Origin of the sequence: Paracidovorax avenae ATCC 19860 (assembly GCF_000176855.2) — a bacterium.
GTDB classification, from domain to species: domain Bacteria; phylum Pseudomonadota; class Gammaproteobacteria; order Burkholderiales; family Burkholderiaceae_C; genus Paracidovorax; species Paracidovorax avenae.
Genome location: NC_015138.1, coordinates 4,112,785 through 4,127,999, shown reverse-complemented (window position 1 = coordinate 4,127,999; position 15,215 = coordinate 4,112,785). Strand labels below are relative to the sequence as shown.

At 65.3% G+C, this 15,215-nt stretch carries 14 protein-coding genes; 12 read left to right on the top strand and 2 right to left on the bottom strand.

The window, feature by feature from the left end:
• Positions 1 to 57 precede the first annotated feature (57 nt).
• Positions 58 to 885, bottom strand: a complete 828-nt coding sequence (fhuF, locus tag ACAV_RS18050) for a siderophore-iron reductase FhuF (RefSeq protein WP_013596021.1) — start codon at positions 883 to 885, stop codon at positions 58 to 60.
• Between the two features lie 202 nt (positions 886 to 1,087).
• Between fhuF and ACAV_RS18045 the strand changes: the two genes are divergently transcribed.
• The 10 genes from ACAV_RS18045 to ACAV_RS18000 all read left to right on the top strand — a co-directional run bounded on the left by ACAV_RS18045 (position 1,088) and on the right by ACAV_RS18000 (position 10,893).
• Positions 1,088 to 2,782 (top strand): cyclic peptide export ABC transporter, encoded by a 1,695-nt coding sequence (locus tag ACAV_RS18045; protein ID WP_013596020.1) that lies wholly within the window; start codon positions 1,088 to 1,090, stop codon positions 2,780 to 2,782.
• A 39-nt stretch (positions 2,783 to 2,821) separates the two neighbouring features.
• The gene (locus ACAV_RS18040) at positions 2,822 to 4,180 is read left to right on the top strand and encodes a lysine N(6)-hydroxylase/L-ornithine N(5)-oxygenase family protein (RefSeq protein WP_013596019.1); all 1,359 of its coding nucleotides are present in this window, start codon (positions 2,822 to 2,824) and stop codon (positions 4,178 to 4,180) included.
• Between the two features lie 105 nt (positions 4,181 to 4,285).
• Positions 4,286 to 5,023 carry a 4'-phosphopantetheinyl transferase family protein gene (locus ACAV_RS18035; RefSeq protein ID WP_244875484.1) on the top strand — a complete coding sequence of 246 codons (738 nt, stop codon included), beginning with the start codon at positions 4,286 to 4,288 and terminating at the stop codon, positions 5,021 to 5,023.
• Between the two features lie 127 nt (positions 5,024 to 5,150).
• Positions 5,151 to 5,399 carry a hypothetical protein gene (locus ACAV_RS18030; protein WP_013596017.1) on the top strand — a complete coding sequence of 83 codons (249 nt, stop codon included), beginning with the start codon at positions 5,151 to 5,153 and terminating at the stop codon, positions 5,397 to 5,399.
• Between the two features lie 73 nt (positions 5,400 to 5,472).
• Entirely contained in the window at positions 5,473 to 6,057 is a 585-nt protein-coding gene (locus ACAV_RS18025) for a hypothetical protein (RefSeq protein ID WP_013596016.1), read from the top strand.
• 237 nt (positions 6,058 to 6,294) lie between these two features.
• Positions 6,295 to 7,299 (top strand): TauD/TfdA family dioxygenase, encoded by a 1,005-nt coding sequence (locus ACAV_RS18020; RefSeq protein ID WP_225981698.1) that lies wholly within the window; start codon positions 6,295 to 6,297, stop codon positions 7,297 to 7,299.
• Complete coding sequence (locus tag ACAV_RS18015) at positions 7,296 to 8,336, top strand: sulfotransferase family protein (protein WP_013596014.1); 1,041 nt, start codon at positions 7,296 to 7,298, stop codon at positions 8,334 to 8,336. The genes ACAV_RS18020 and ACAV_RS18015 overlap by 4 nt, the downstream gene beginning before the upstream one ends.
• Positions 8,320 to 9,576: an aminotransferase family protein gene (locus ACAV_RS18010; RefSeq protein ID WP_218918152.1), complete on the top strand. Its 1,257-nt coding sequence runs from the start codon at positions 8,320 to 8,322 to the stop codon at positions 9,574 to 9,576. The genes ACAV_RS18015 and ACAV_RS18010 overlap by 17 nt, the downstream gene beginning before the upstream one ends.
• A gap of 23 nt (positions 9,577 to 9,599) precedes the next feature.
• Positions 9,600 to 10,259: a 2OG-Fe(II) oxygenase gene (locus tag ACAV_RS18005; protein ID WP_013596012.1), complete on the top strand. Its 660-nt coding sequence runs from the start codon at positions 9,600 to 9,602 to the stop codon at positions 10,257 to 10,259.
• A 37-nt stretch (positions 10,260 to 10,296) separates the two neighbouring features.
• Positions 10,297 to 10,893, top strand: coding sequence for an AAA family ATPase (locus tag ACAV_RS18000; protein ID WP_013596011.1), 597 nt, complete (start codon positions 10,297 to 10,299; stop codon positions 10,891 to 10,893).
• Between the two features lie 112 nt (positions 10,894 to 11,005).
• Here the strand turns inward: ACAV_RS18000 and ACAV_RS25200 are convergent, their stop codons facing one another.
• Positions 11,006 to 11,131, bottom strand: a complete 126-nt coding sequence (locus ACAV_RS25200) for a hypothetical protein (RefSeq protein ID WP_013596010.1) — start codon at positions 11,129 to 11,131, stop codon at positions 11,006 to 11,008.
• A gap of 772 nt (positions 11,132 to 11,903) precedes the next feature.
• On the opposite strand from ACAV_RS25200, the gene ACAV_RS17995 reads away from it, so the two are divergent.
• Together ACAV_RS17995 and ACAV_RS17990 are read left to right on the top strand one after the other, a co-directional pair.
• On the top strand, positions 11,904 to 13,751 hold the full coding sequence (locus tag ACAV_RS17995) for an SIR2 family protein (RefSeq protein ID WP_013596009.1): 1,848 nt from the start codon (positions 11,904 to 11,906) through the stop codon (positions 13,749 to 13,751).
• On the top strand, positions 13,748 to 15,202 hold the full coding sequence (locus tag ACAV_RS17990; protein WP_013596008.1) for an argonaute/piwi family protein: 1,455 nt from the start codon (positions 13,748 to 13,750) through the stop codon (positions 15,200 to 15,202). The genes ACAV_RS17995 and ACAV_RS17990 overlap by 4 nt, the downstream gene beginning before the upstream one ends.
• The last annotated feature ends 13 nt before the right edge of the window (positions 15,203 to 15,215 follow it).

Genomic DNA, 15,215 nt, shown 5'->3' with positions numbered 1-15,215 from the left:
CTGAAAATTGAGCGGATCGTGTTGCGCAGTGCCGCGGTGGAGTGCCTGCGGGACGCTTCAGCCCGGGCCGGCCGGCTGCGCGTCCGGCGTGTCGGCGCAGGCATCCGGCCTGCGCCCGGCCGGCGGTGCGCGGTGCCGCGGGTCCAGCGGGCAACGGCCGCAATAGCCTTCGCCGGCCAGGCGGTAGTACAGGCAGCACTCGCGGTGCAGCGCCACGGATTCGATGCCCTGCGCCGTGGCCATCGCCACCACGCGGCGCGGGCGGCACAGCGGATTGGCGCGTGGCCCGCCGGCGGCGGGCCAGAGGGGCGCCTGCAGCAGGTCGGCGGCATCCTGCGCGATGGCGGGCTGCTGCGGCGCGAGCCGCACCGCCTGCTCCAGCACCGCTTCCAGGTGCCGCGCCGCATTGCTCCACAGCACCTTCTGCGGCACGCGCGCCACCTGCTCCAGGGCCGTGAACAGCGGCGCCCAGTGCTGCCAGACCAGCGGCGCGTAGCGCTGCGCGGCGGGGGCGCCCGGCAGTGCGGTGCCGATGCCGTCCAGGTATATGCCGCGCACCCGCCCGTCCGCGGCCAGGTCCAGGTGCAGCGCTTCCAGGCCTACGGGAAACACCTGCCCCAGCACGCTCGCGGCGGCGGCCACCGGTGGCACCAGCACGCCCAGAGTGTCGAGCACCCAGGCCGAGGCCGCCGCGCGCAGGTCCTTCGCCTCCGGCCCCTGCAGCCCCCACACCGCGGCGGCGTACCGGCGCAGCAGGTCTTCCAGTTGCGCCGGCTCGAGCAGCCGCGCGCCCGGCCACGCGCCCCCGGGCGCAGGCCCGGCATGCAGCCGCTGCGCAAGCGGCGCGAGCGCGCCAGGAAAAAGCGGCCGCAGCAACTCGATCATGGCGAGCGGCGGACGGGGAGCCAGAGGGGCGCGAGGGCGCAGTGCATTCCAAGGTGACGATCCAGCGCGGCGCTTGTTCATCCGCCCTGCGCGCGGTGGCCGGGAATGCCCCTGCGCATGAACATCCCCGCGCCCGCAGCGTCTTTGGAGCAGGCGTCCCGCCTTGCAACCAGCCCTCGACGGGCGGAAAGAGATCTTGCGCATGACTGCAGCCCCCGCTCCGCGTGCCCCGGCTTCCGAGGTGGCGCGGCTCCTCCGGCCCTTCCTTCCGTGGATCGCCCTCTCCACGGTGTGCGGCCTCGCCGCCGGCATCGCCACCGTGCTGCTGCTGCGCACGGTCAACGACGTGCTGCACAGCGAAGGCGGCATGTCCGGCGGCATGCTCTGGACCTTCGTGGCCCTGTGCGCCGCCGCGCTCTTCGGGCGCCTGGTGGCCGACGTGTCCACCAACTACGTCGGCCAGAAACTGGTGGCGCAGGTGCGCGTCGGCCTGGCCCGGAAAATCCTGTCCGCCCCCATCGACGCGCTGGAGCGCTACCGCACCCACCGCCTCATGCCCGTGCTGTCGCAGGACGTGGACATGATCAGCGACGCCGCCTTCGTGCTGTCGTCCGCGCTCATCGCTTCGGCCGTGATGCTGGGCTGCCTCGTGTACATGGCCTGGCTGTCCCTGCCGCTCTTCGGGCTGGTGGTGCTGGCGCTGGTCCTCGGCGCCAGCCTCCAGGTCGTGGCGCAGACGCGGGCCGAGAAAGGCTTCTGGAAGGCCCGCGAACACGAAGACAGCCTGCACAAGGCCTACCGCGCCATCAGCGAAGGCGCGAAGGAGCTGCGCATGCACCGCGAGCGCCGCGCCCGCATGCTGGACGGGCAGGTGGAGCGCATCGTGGCCCGGATCCGCGAGGTCAACGGCCGCGCCATCAACACCTACGTCACCGCCACCGCCTTCGGCTCCGCGCTGTTCTTCCTGCTCATCGCCATCATCCTCGGCTGGGCCGCCTTCCAGCCCACCGAGCCGGCGGTGCTCAGCGGCTTCGCGCTGGTGCTGCTCTTCCTCAAGGGGCCGATCGACCAGATCGCCGCCACGCTGCCCCACATGGGCCGCGCCAAGGTGGCCTTCCTGCGCATCGCCGACCTGTCGGCGCGCTTCGCCACGCCGGAGCCCCACCTGCACCAGGACCGCCCCGCGCCGGCTCCGGTGCTGCACGAAGGCATCTCGCTGCAGGGCCTGCGCTACGCCTTCGAGCCGCCCGCCGACGGCGGCGAGCCCTTCGTGCTCGGCCCCATCGACCTGGAGCTGCGCCGCGGCGAGATGGTCTTCATCGTCGGCGACAACGGCTCGGGCAAGACCACCCTCATCAAGCTGCTGCTGGGCCTGTATGCGCCGCAGGAAGGCGAGGTGCTGATCGACGGCGTGGCCGTCACCGCCGAATCGCGCGACGACTACCGGCAGCTTTTCACCACCGTGCTCTCGGACTTCTACCTCTTCGAGGACCTGGCCGGCGCCGGCGAGGGCAGGGCGGGCATGGCGGCCCTGCCCGAGGCCGCGCGCCCCTACCTGGAGCGCCTGGAGATCGCCCACAAGGTCAGCATCCGGGACGGCGCCTTCAGCACCGTCGATCTCTCCACCGGCCAGCGCAAGCGCCTGGCGCTGGTACATGCCTACCTCGAGGGCCGCCCGGTCATGGTCTTCGACGAATGGGCCGCGGACCAGGACCCGGCCTTCCGCCACCTCTTCTACACCGAACTGCTGCCCGAGCTGCGCGCCAAGGGGCACCTGCTGGTCGTGATCTCGCACGACGACCGCTACTTCCACCTGGCCGACCGCGTCGTCCACATGAGCGCGGGCCGCATCGCCGGCAACCGCGTGCGCGCCGGCCGCGAAACCCTGGCCGCCTGACCGTCAGTCCCGTCCCTATTTCCAAGGAGTTGTCATCCCATGCAGCACATCCATGACCTGATCGGTATCGGCTTCGGCCCCTCCAACGTGGGGCTGGCCATCGCGCTCGAAGAGCACCGCGCCGCCCACGGCCGCGCGCCCCAGGCCTTCTTCATCGAGCGCCAGCCGTCTTTCGCGTGGCATCCGCACATGCTGCTGGACCATGCGCACATGCAGATCTCCTTCCTCAAGGACCTGGCCACGCTGCGCAATCCGCAAAGCCGCTTCACCTTCCTCAACTACCTGCACGAGCAGGGCCGGCTGCAGGACTTCATCAACCTCAAGAGCTTCTACCCCAGCCGCCACGAGTTCAACGACTACCTGGGCTGGGCCGCGCGCCAGTTCGAGGGCCAGTGCGCCTACGGCGAAGAAGTGTTCGAGGTCCTTCCGGAGCCGGGCCCGGACGGCACCGTCGAGCAACTGCGCGTGCGCTCGCGCAATGCGGCCGGCCGCGTGCAGGAGCGCCTGGCGCGCAACCTCATCGTGGGCGTGGGCGGCACCGCGCGCATCCCGGAAGTGTTCCGCGGCCTGCAGGGAGACCCGCGCGTCTTCCACTCGAGCACCTACCTGCGCGACATCGCCCGCCAGGGCGCGGCGCGCAGCATCGCCCTGATCGGGGCCGGGCAGAGCGCCGCGGAAATCTTCATGGACCTGCAGGGCCGCCCCCATGCACCCGAGGTGGACTGGGTGATGCGTGCGCGCGCCATCCGCCCCTCCGACGACAGCCCCTTCGTCAACGAAATCTTCAACGCCGACTTCACCGACTACATGTTCGGCCGCTCCGGCCCGGAGCGCGAATCGCTGCTGCGCGAATACGCCCACACCAACTACGCCGTCGCCGACCTGGAACTGATCCAGCAGGTCTTCAAGACCTTCTACGAACAGCGCGTGACCGGCGGCCGGCGCCTGCGCATGCTGCGCCAGCACGAAGTGCGCGCCGCCCGTGCGGATGCCTCCGGCGTCTATTTCACCTTCCATGACCGCGAATCCGGCGAGGAAAGCACCGTGCGCTACGACGCCGCCGTGCTGGCCACGGGCTACGAACGCGCCGCCCACCGCGACGTGCTCGCGCCCCTGGCCCCGTACCTGGGCGACTTCACCGTCGATCGCCACTACCGCGTGCAGACCACCCCGGGCTTCCGGCCCGCGATCTTCCTGCAGGGCGCCTGCGAATCCAGCCACGGCCTGAGCGACACGCTGCTGTCCGTCACCGCCGTCCGCACCGGAGAAATCGGCCAGGTGCTCGCCGCCGCGCTGCCCCCGGCCCGCGAGCCGCTGCGCACGCGCGGCCCGGACGCCCCGGCACGCAGCGGCACGGGAGGCACCGAGCGGGAGACGCAGCACCTGCACGTGGCTTGAGGCCACCGGGCCCTTGCCCGCAGCGGCCGTGCCCGGCACCGGCAAAGCAGGGCCGCTGCGCCTGCCCCCGCCATGCGGACAATCCGGGCCATGCCGCCATCGTCCATGACCCAGCCCGTCCCGTGGCCCCTGCCGCCGGAGGTGCCCCTGGCCCTCCGTGCCTGGCGTGTCCCGCTCCCCCTGGAGGCACCCATCCCCGCGGACGACTGGGCCATCCTCTCCCCCGCCGAGGCCGACCGCGCTGCGCGCCTGCGCCAGCCCGCCGACCGCGTGCGCTGTGCCTGCACCCGGGCCGCGCTGCGCCGCCTGCTGGGCGAGCGCATCGGCCTGCCCCCGCAGGATGTGCCCCTGGCGGCCGGCACCCATGGCCGGCCCATGCTGGCGGGCCCGGTGGGCCGGGAAGGGCGTGAGAGGCTGGATTTCAACGTCTCCCACTCCGGCGCATACGCGCTCATCGCCCTGGCGGAAGGCCCCTGGGCCGTGGGCGTGGACGTGGAGCGCTGCGATGCCTTCGGCGCGCACGGCCTCGCGGACCCGGCCGCGCTCGAATCCCTGGTCCTGTCCCCCCGCGAGCGGGCCGCACCCCATGCCGCACGGCCGGATTTCCCCACCTTGTGGACCGTGAAGGAAGCGGTCCTCAAATGCATGGGCCTCGGCGTGGCCGAGCACCTGCCGCACGTCTGCGTGGAGCGGCGGGAGGCCGCTGGGGGCAGGGGTGGGGTGGAAGTGGTACTGGAGGGCCCGCTGCAGGACTCGGCCGTACAGGCCTGCGTGCTCGCCGCGCCGCCCGGCTACGCCGCCGCCCTGGCCTGGGCCGCTGCGGGAGCCGGTACGCCCCGCTGACCGGGCACACCGTTTGCCGTGTCTCCTGGCAGGAGCCTCCCGCTCCGGGCCGGCCGGCCGCGACCGCCCGCTTCGCAGCAGGCGGGGGAGGGGAGGCGCATCGGCAAATTTGCAGCAAGGAGCGACCATGCCCGCCACGAATTCCCGCACCCCCTGGCCCTTCCCCACGGCCGACGCCCATCCCTCACCCGCACCCGCGGCTGGCCCCGGCACGGACAGCACGGCCGGCGGACTGCAGGTACAGGCCGTCGAGGAAGACACGCTCGACAGCGCCGTGGAAGAGACCTTCCCCGCGAGCGACCCCGTGTCCGTCGTCAGCACCAAGTCCGTTTCCGCCGACGAGGGGGCGGCGGAAGACCCGAAGGCCAGGCGTTGACGCCAACGACCGCGCCGATGCCGACGCCAGCACCGGCAGCCGCCGGACGGCCCGGCCCGGCCGCACGGATCCGATGAACCCACCACAACCAGCGCCCCTGCTGCCCTTCGGCATCGTGATGGCCCTGTGGATTGCCGCGGGCGCGGCGGACTGGTGGTGCCACCGGCGCACCCGCATCGAAGCGACCACCACGGGCCTCGCGGAATCCGCCTTCCACTGGGCGCTGTTCCTGCAGATGGGCGCTGCCGTCCTGGCGGCCCTCCTGCTCGAGCCCACCGCCGGGCTCGTGGCCTTCCTGCTGGCCATGTGGCTGCTGCACGAGGCCGCCACCTGGCTGGAACTGCGCATGGTCGCGCCCGCGCGCACCATCACCCCGCTGGAGCAGATGGTCCACAGCTTCATGGAGATCCTGCCCCTGGCGGGCATCCTGCTGCTCTGCCAGCCGGCGCTGGAGGCGTGGCTGGCGGTGCCGGAGGAGGGCACCAGGGGCACGCTGGACTGGCGCTGGCGGATGCGTTCGGAGCTGCCTCCCTGGCCGGTGCTTGGGGGCTTCGCCGTGGCGATCGCTCTGTGCAATGGGCTGCTGCTGGCCGAAGAAAGCTGGCGGTGTTGGAGTGGGGCGCGTGCGGGTGGCCGTGCGCGCGTCCTGCGGGACTAGCTCTCCGAAGCCAAGGGCTTTTTGCACTCCCATCGCGCTGCCCGCCACGCCGAGCGCAGCGCCCGAAAACCGCCGCGGGAGCGCGAAAACCCGGTCCAGGCCGCGCAGCCTGGCGGCGTGGTGAATTTTGCAGCGACGACTGCATACGGGGCGTTCACCTATATCCAAATTTTTTACAGCGACAAAGCCGATTTAATTCGAACACCCACCTGCGACCTGTAGAGTGCGGACTGCGCTGTGCTCAACAATGCCCTGCGCGAACTTCTCGAATCCAGCATGCAGCAGACGACTGGCTTGATTATCAAACCCGTCGTGCATAGTGCTATCCGGGATTTTTTGGGTATTCAATCTGTATTTCACCAGAGGCAGTGTATGCAAAGCCGTTTTATCGGTTGGTCGGAAAAAGTGCTCGATGTGAACGATATACAGGCAGTCTCAAGGGATATTGACCGATACGGGTTTGCCATCGTCCGCGATGAATGGCGGTTCGATGCTTCAGACTTCGAACGCATGGCCGAACTCTATGGCCTCGGCCCCATGTACCAGTCCGAATTCAACCGCCGCATGCATACGGAAGGCATGTCCACGCGCGGCGTGAACCAGGTCGGTGGCTTGGCGAGCGGGCAGCATGATGTGTTCAATGGAACGGCAGGCGCGGCCTTGCATACCGATGGGTCCTATTTGCCCATCGGCACGATCAAGACGTCGATCCTGCTTTGCAGGCAGCATGCGGCTTCCGGCGGCGAATCGATACTGTTCGACAGCCTGTCGGCATTCCGGGCCCTGTCCCGCCATGATCCGGGGCTTGCCCGAAGCCTGCTGGCCCCGAAGGTGTTCCGGCGCAGATCGACCGATCCACGCCTGGATCAACAGTACGAACACATCGGCCCGGTGTTTCACGCCGGAGAAAACGGTGAAATGGCGGGCGGCTTCACCCTCGACGTGACCGCGGACTGGGACTATTCCCGCCGCGCCGACCCCCGGGTGATCGATGCCGTGGCTTACCTGAAACATCTTGCCGAGCCAGGCAGTGCATATACGCTGAGCTTCACCCTGCAAAGAGGGCAGGCATTGGTCATGCGCAATGACCAGCTTTCACATGGGCGAAACGCCTATATCGATGATCCGGCCCACCCCCGCGTCCTGCTGCGAGGCCTGTTCCTCTCCGCTCCACACGCCACGCAGGAAGCGCTCCCGGCCGCTCCCATTCACCAGTCCGTGCATCCGGCACAGTGCAGATGACGGATACGACGGAATACACGCTGGCATCCCGGTGGTCTTCATGGATGTCCTGTGACGAGAGTGAGCTCGCCACGCGCATCCGGAGTGATATCGAGGAATACGCGGTCGGCAATGACATGGCATCGGCCATCGTCGCATTCGTGCATGAATACCGCGCCGGCGGGAAGAACTGGAGCCGCGCAGGGTTGCGCGGAGACGAGGCGCTGGCACCCATGCGGGCCCTCGCGGAGCGATCGCCCGGGATATTCGACCTCATGCGTGCCCAGGTCGCACAGGCCGAGCACAACAAATGGCTGGGCAGCAGCCTGCCCGAAAGCGTCGCGCTCGCGCAGAAGCAATATACGAAATTCGCCATTGTTTCGACCCCGCGCTCCGGCACGCATCTCCTGCGGACGCTGCTCGGCTCACATCCGTGCATCGAGATGCACGGCGAGGCATTCAACCGGTTCGGCCAGCACCTGCTTCCGTATGCACAGGAAAGCACCGCGCAGCACATCCTCGACCGGCATCTGTTCCGGCCGTATTTCGAATACGTGGAAGCGGTGGGTTTCGTGCTTTTCCGGGATCTCGACACCGAATGGGCTGGTGCAAACATATGGGAGGCCCTGGTTGGCCTGCAGGACCTGAAGATCATCCTGCTGGATCGACGCAACCGGCTCGAGCGCCTGGTGTCACTGAAGAAAAGCCTGCGGGACCAGATCTGGTATGTCGGTCGCGACGACAAGAGGCATAGGCAGGAAATCAGGCTGACCATCCCACCAGCGGAACTCATCGAATTCATCGACCAGGATCTTGCCAATCGGGCCGAATTCCTCGACTGCTTCAGCCGCCACGCAATCCTCACCGTCGAATACGAAGACCTTCTCGAAAATCCCGGGCCCGTGCATGCGCAATTGCTCGATTTTCTCCAGGTATCGGCCGTGAGGCTCGTCCCTGGAACAGGAAAAAAAGAAACATCGTCGATGGCATCGGCGATCGAAAACATTCATCAATTGAAATCCGAACTTCAGGGGACGCCGTATGCACGCCATGTCTAGATCCCGCGGTTACTGGCCGCCTTATACCCCCATGGGCTTCGATGATGAGCGGCCAAGAATCGTGCGGGGCGAAGGAGCCTGTCTCTACGACGATGCAGGGCGGCGTTACCTGGATGGCATATCGGGCAGCTACAACCATTGCCTGGGCCATTCCCACCCGGCCCTGATCGATGCGGTCAAGCAGCAGATGGATACGCTGGTCCACGCATGCAATATCGGTTCGAGCACGGTACTGCCGGAGGCCCTCGCGGAACGGCTCATCGACGCGTCTGCACCCATGGGGCTCGCGCACATGTTCCTCGTGGGAAGCGGCAGCGAGGGGGTCGAGGCCGCACTGAAGATGGCGTGGCAATACCAGGTCAACCGTGGGCGCCCACAGCGCACGCATGTGGTGGCCATCGATGGCGCCTATCACGGCTGCACGCTGGGGGCGATGATCGCGACGCGGCGTGCCTTCATCAACGAAGGAGCATTGCCACTGGTCGCTGCCTGCTCGCTAACGATGCCCGCGCCGCTCAGCATCGACGATTTGCCGGCATGGGAAGCACTTCTGGCCGAACATGGCTCGACCGTGGCAGCGATCATCATCGAGCCGGTGATGGCAATGGCAGGAACACGCCAGTTCCCGGAGGGCTTCCTGCGATCGCTATCGTCGCTCGCCAAGGCCCACGATATTCCCCTGATTTGCGACGAAGTCTATTGCGGGATCGGCCGAACCGGAGTCTTGTGCGAGTCGTTCTCCCAGGGTGCCAGCCCTGACATCGTCATTTTCAGCAAGAACCTCGGAGGCGGTTTCCCCATCACCGCCGTGATGGCCACGGCCCACATCGCCGACAGCTTCTCATCACAGCCCGTCCCGCTTCTCCGGCATGGGCACACGCAGTCCGGCAATCTTCTGGGCTGTCGCGCTGCCTTGTTCATTCTGGATTATCTGCACGCACATGGCTGCTTTGAACATGTTCGAACGAGCGGCACACGGCTGCTGCAGTGGATTCGCGAGAAGTTGCCGACAGTCGATGATGCCGTGACCGTGCAAGGAAAAGGGCTGATGCTGTCGATCACTTTCGATTCCGCCGATACCTGCAGGCGTGTGCAAAACGACGCGCGCCGGCAGGGTTTGATCGTCGGGGCTGCAGACCGGCACCTCAAGCTCGCTCCCCCTTTCACCATCGATGATTCCGAGATGGAAGAGCTGGTCCACCATCTGATCCGGGCCATAGGCAACGCGCCGCGCCATTGATTCATTGTTGTGCGAAGAAACATATGACATCGGGATATTTCTCGCTCGGGCAGATCGCCGGGGGCAAGCTCCATCACACACCTTTCAACTGGGGGGAACTGCAGAACATATGGAGCAACGATGCGCTGGCCCGGAAGCTGGCCAGCGAGTTCCCGACGGAAGGTTTCAACTTCCGCGAACGCAACGGTGGGTACTTTTACCGGCGCACCATCGTCCCCCTGGGCTCTTCCGGTGTGGACGATCCCGCAACCCTGTCCGATGCATGGCAGGCGTTGGGCAAGGAACTGGTATCTGGTGCATTCCGGTCGGCCATGGCCGCTTTCAGCGGCACGGACCTGGCGGAATTCCCGATGGAGGCCGTGGCATTCCGTGGAGGCCAGAACACGCACTACCTGCCGCATGTCGATGCATCGCTGCGCCGGGGCTTTCGCCTGATCATCTACTTCAACGCCCGCTGGCAACCAGAGTGGGGTGGGCTGCTTCGCATTCTCGATCCGCGGGATCACCACCAGGCCTGCCACACCGTCGTTCCCGTGGTGGGAAATGCCACCGTGATCATTCGCGATGGGCAGTACGAAGATACCTGGCATGAGGTCACGCGACTGTCCGAAAAAGCAGGCCTGACCCGAAACACGCTCAACGTCACGTACTATGAACCAGGGACAACCCACACAGCACAGTAAGGCCTCCATGGTTCCCGGCCGCGGGAGAACGATCGTCATGCTCTACGGCCCGCCTGCCGTGGGGAAATTGACCGTTGGAAAAGAACTGGCGAAGAAATGCTCCGCTGCGCTGTTTCACAACCACCTGACGCACGACATCGCGATCGTCCTGCTCGGCGACAACAGCAGTTTCGAAAGCCGGCGGCGGTTTGCGTGCCGGTTGAGGCTCAATGCCATCGCGTTGTTGCTGGAGTCCGATGCTCGGGACATCATCACGACCTTCTGTTATGAAGGGCCCCATGACGACTGGTATATCGATGGGCTCAAGGCGCTGTGCGCGGAACACCAAGCGACCCCGTATTTCATTCAACTGAAGGCGCGCAACGATCAGCTCATGGGCCGGGTGGAAAACGCAGACCGGCGTGCGTTCAGGAAGGTCAACAGCGGTGAACAGCTTGCTGTGATCCTGGAGCGATGCGCTTATGGGATTCCGATCCGCGCGGACAACCATCTCTGTATGGATACCTCGGATCTTTTACCCGATGAGGTTTCGGGTGAGATTACGGAATGGCTGGCAACAGCGCAGTGCGGCGGCGTTCGATCTGTGTGCGGAGGCCTCGCGGCAGCACCAGAGGAAACCTTTCACAACCCCTGACCCGGGCGGGTCAGAGTTGAGCATCGGGGGTAGGCGCGCACATTCCAGTGATTTGACTGGGCCGTGGTGCCTCGACTGGGGTGAGGCGTGCCGCGAGACTCGGATCGAGCCCTCACCGGCTCGTGGCCTTCCTGCTGGCCATGTGGCTGCTGCACGAGGCCGCGACCTGGCTGGAACTGCGCATGGTCGCGCCCGCGCGCACCATCACGCCGCTGGAGCAGATGGTCCACAGCTTCATGGAGATCCTGCCCCTGGCAGGCATCCTGCTGCTCTGCCAGCCGGCCCTGGAGGCGTGGCTGGGGGCGCCGGAGGAGGCCAGGGGTACGACGCTGGGCTGGCGCTGGCGGATGCGTTCGGAACTGCCTCCCTGGTCCGTGCTCGGGGGGATTCGCCGTGGCTATTGCGGTGTGCAATGGGCTGCTGTTGGCGGAGGAGAGTTGGCGGTGCTGGCGTGCGCTGGCGGTGGGTCGTGCGCGTGTCCTATCGAACTAGCTCTTTGTTTCAAAGCCGACGGTGAGCACTCTGGTTCAGGCTTGTTAATGTCAACAAACTCTCATCGAACGAGTAGGGGTACGCTCTCTCGTGGAACTTCGGTTGCGGACAAAGGACTAGCAAATGGCTGAGATCGCCCCTTGCTGACAGTTAACTTTGGCCTGCAGGCGTCGGCTTTGCAGCGATTGCAGTCGGTCGCGGATGAGGATTCGGTGGCAGCTACAGGGGCAGAAGCAGCCGCTAAACCCGCTCTTGAACAGTGCCGCCCATTCAGAGTTGGCGCTCCATCCAACAAGCTCTACACCGTCTTCTTCGAAGACATCTATGGTACCGGTCGCGATTAATCCCTGGCGCTTCCAGAAGCGCTGGGACCGACCGTTTGTGCTCGCGTAGCTGAGGAATACGGAAGTCGTTCTCACGCTTTGCCCTGGTCATGCCGACGAAAAACACGCCGGGGTCGGAATTTTTTTGTGATACGTTACAAACAAGTAAGAAGAAGCGATCAAGAGGAGTTCTGGATGAAGGAAATCAGTGGCCGGGCTTTCGCGGAGCGGTTTGCTCTGAACCCTTTGGGCTTTGCGTGGTTGCTCGGTGCCGGAGCCTCCGCCACGGCGGGCATACCGACGGGCTATCAGATGATCCAGGAATTTCGCCTGCGCCTTTTCGCTTCGGAAACCGGCATCAGCCTGCGGGAAATCGACTCGGCGGACCCCGTTTGGCAATCGCGCATCGACCTCCACCATGAGAGAAAGAGGCTCCTCCCGCCCAAAGGGGACCCCTCTGAATACAGTCGGGCGTTCGAGGCCCTGTATCCCACGCCCGAAGATCGGCGGCTTTTCATCCGGAATCAGGTTAGCAAGGGGAGTCCGTCGCTTGGCCACAAAGTGTTGGGCTCGCTCCTGGGAGCAAGAAAGACCCCATGCGTATTCACAACGAATTTTGATTCGCTGATCGAAAGCGCTGCCACCATTGCGTCACAACTGCTACCTGCTAGCGAACGCGGCACGCCCACTCTAGCCGCGATCGACAACGCAGCCCGCGCCGAAACCTGCTTGCGCGAGAGCGAGTGGCCGCTGATCGTAAAGCTGCACGGCGACTACCAGTCGGTCGAACTCAAGAATACCGATCAAGAACTAGTGCAGCAAGACACCCAACTGCGCTTGGTGTTGACCCAATCGCTGCAGCGGTTCGGGCTGATCATCGTCGGGTACAGCGGGCGCGACGATTCCGTCATGCAGGCTTTGAATGCGGTCCTTCGATCGCCCGTTCGCTATCCCAAGGGCATCTACTGGCTGTGCCGTGACGCCGACAGCCTGCTCCCTGCGGTTCGGGAATTCCTTGAACAAGCCGAATTGGCACAGGTGGATGTGCACATCGTCAAGGGCACCACTTTCGACGAACTGTGCGGAGACATCGCAGACGTCACGGACCTTCCCGCCTCGCTCGTCTCCCATGTGTTCGGCGACCGCAGCAGCGCCGCTGTTGCGCAGGTACCGCTTCAGCGGCAGGCGGCCCTGAAAGCGCCGGTGCTGAGGCTGTCGGCCATACCGCTGCTTGAGATGCCCAGATCTGCCCGAAAAATCAGCCTGAACGCGAAGGCGGGTATCGCCGACATTCGCGCCTTGCTCAAGCAGGCGGGTGTGCGAGCCACCGTTGGGCAGGCGGGCGGCCCGGGTGTACTGGCCGCATTCGGACCCGACGCGCCGCTGAAAGAAGCGCTCGCCCCCTTCGGCGCGACGTTAGCCGGCGAGGTCGGGCTGGACATCGCCAAGGACTCCTGGGCCAAAGGCGTGCTCTACGATGCCCTCGTTCGCGCACTCTGCAGGGAACTGCCACTCTTCGCCCGATTGCATGGCCGCGGCCATAGCCTGTCGGTGTCACGTCCGAACCGTGAACTCCCCAGGGAACTGGCCCAGGCCAGACAAGACCTGTTGTTCCGACTGAAGGCAGCGTATGGCTCCGAATTGACCGGACCGGTTCCGGGCACTTCCGGCAGATACTCCGAGGGCCTGTCGATCCGGCTGGAGCACGCCGACGATCGCTGGTGGGCTGTGTTTGAGCCTGCGACCTTCATTGACCTAGATAACCGCACACCTGATGCCGATACCTCGCAGGCAATCGCCGAATGGCGCAAGGCCGAGGATTGGCGCAGAGAGCGATGGGTCCAGAAGTACAACCAACGCTGGTCCCCGATCCTAGACGCCTGGGTAGAACTGCTGACCCACGCCCACGGATCCCGGCGTAGTGCCTACGGTTTGGCCCAGGGAACGGGTGTCGATGCAATGTTTGAGTTGGGCGCCAAGACAGCACGCAGCAGGCCTGCGCACGACCATGACTTCTTTCATGTGCAGCGGGGGCAACGATGAGTGTCGAGAAGCCGCTATCGATCAGTTTGCCTGCCTTCACGTTGTTGGATGAGCCCGAACTGGCCTTCGCATCTGGAAACCCCAAGGCCCGACACCGGCACCCATTGCTGGGACTGTCGAGGTTCGGCGCGTTTGACCAAGCGTCGTATCGGCACTATAGCCGTGACCTTCGCGTCGCGTATGTGGGCCCCAGGTCAGGCGCCTCGCTGTTGCGCGATATGCGGGAAAGCTTGCGCGGACCTCAGCGCAACACCGACAACAACAGCTATGCCCAGGCTTATCCAGGATTCGAGAACATCTTCGGAGTGGACTTGCTCAGTGCCGATAAGCAAGCCCATGTCGTATGGCCTGAAGAACTGTACGACCTCGGTCAAGGCGACACGGTCAGCGAGCGGGTGCGCGCCGCACTTCATCACGCACTCAGGCGCCTTGAGGCGACGCGCGCCGAGTTTGACGTGGCCCTGGTGTACTTTCCTGACCGTTGGCTTGCACATCTTCGAACCAAGGAGTTCGATGCGCACGACGAGCTCAAGGCGCTGGGCGCTCAGTTGGGCATTCCGACCCAGGTCATCAACGACAAGTCGCTGAAATTCGGCAACTGGGGGGCAAGGGCGTGGCGCCTGTCCGTGGCGTTGTACGCGAAGGCCGGTGGGACGCCTTGGAAGCTGGCGCCAATCGAGGGCATACCCGAGGACACTGCCTACATCGGCTTGGCCTATGCCATTCGTCGATCATCGGACGAAGCCCACTATGTGACTTGCTGCTCACAGGTTTTCGACATGGAAGGAGGCGGCATGCAGTTCATTGCCTTTGAGGCGAATGACGCCATCGCCGACGAAGCCGAAGCGCGACGCAACCCCTTTCTGTCGCAGGCTGACATGCGAGCGGTCCTCACCCGCAGCATTCGGCTCTATCTTGAAGGACATGCGGGCCGCGTACCGCGTCGCTTGGTGATACACAAGACCACTGCCTTTACCGAGAGCGAGCTCAAGGGAGTGCAGGACGCGACGCAGTCGATCCCAGAGGTCGAGTGTATCGAGATCGGATCGAGCTCCGCATGGAGAGGCGTCTGGATGGTCGAGATGCCAGGCAAGCAACCCAGCATCCAGGCAGCGCGCTTCCCTGTTCCACGCGGCACTCTGGTCATGACCTCGGGCAACGCGGCGCTCCTGTGGCTGGCCGGTAATGCACCTTCCGCCGTTGGCGGTAGGGATTACTTCCAAGGTAGCAAGAGCATCCCGAAACCCATTGTCCTTCGTCGTCACATGGGACGCGGCCCCTACGAACTTCTGGCTTCCGAAGCCCTGGCGCTGGCCAAGATGGACTGGAACAACGATGCGCTATACGACCCCTTGCCGGTGACTATCATGTATTCGCAGCGGCTGTCACGCACCATCTCAAACGTGCCAAGCCTACCCGCGCACAGCTACCCGTATCGATTGTTCATGTGAGAACGACACACAT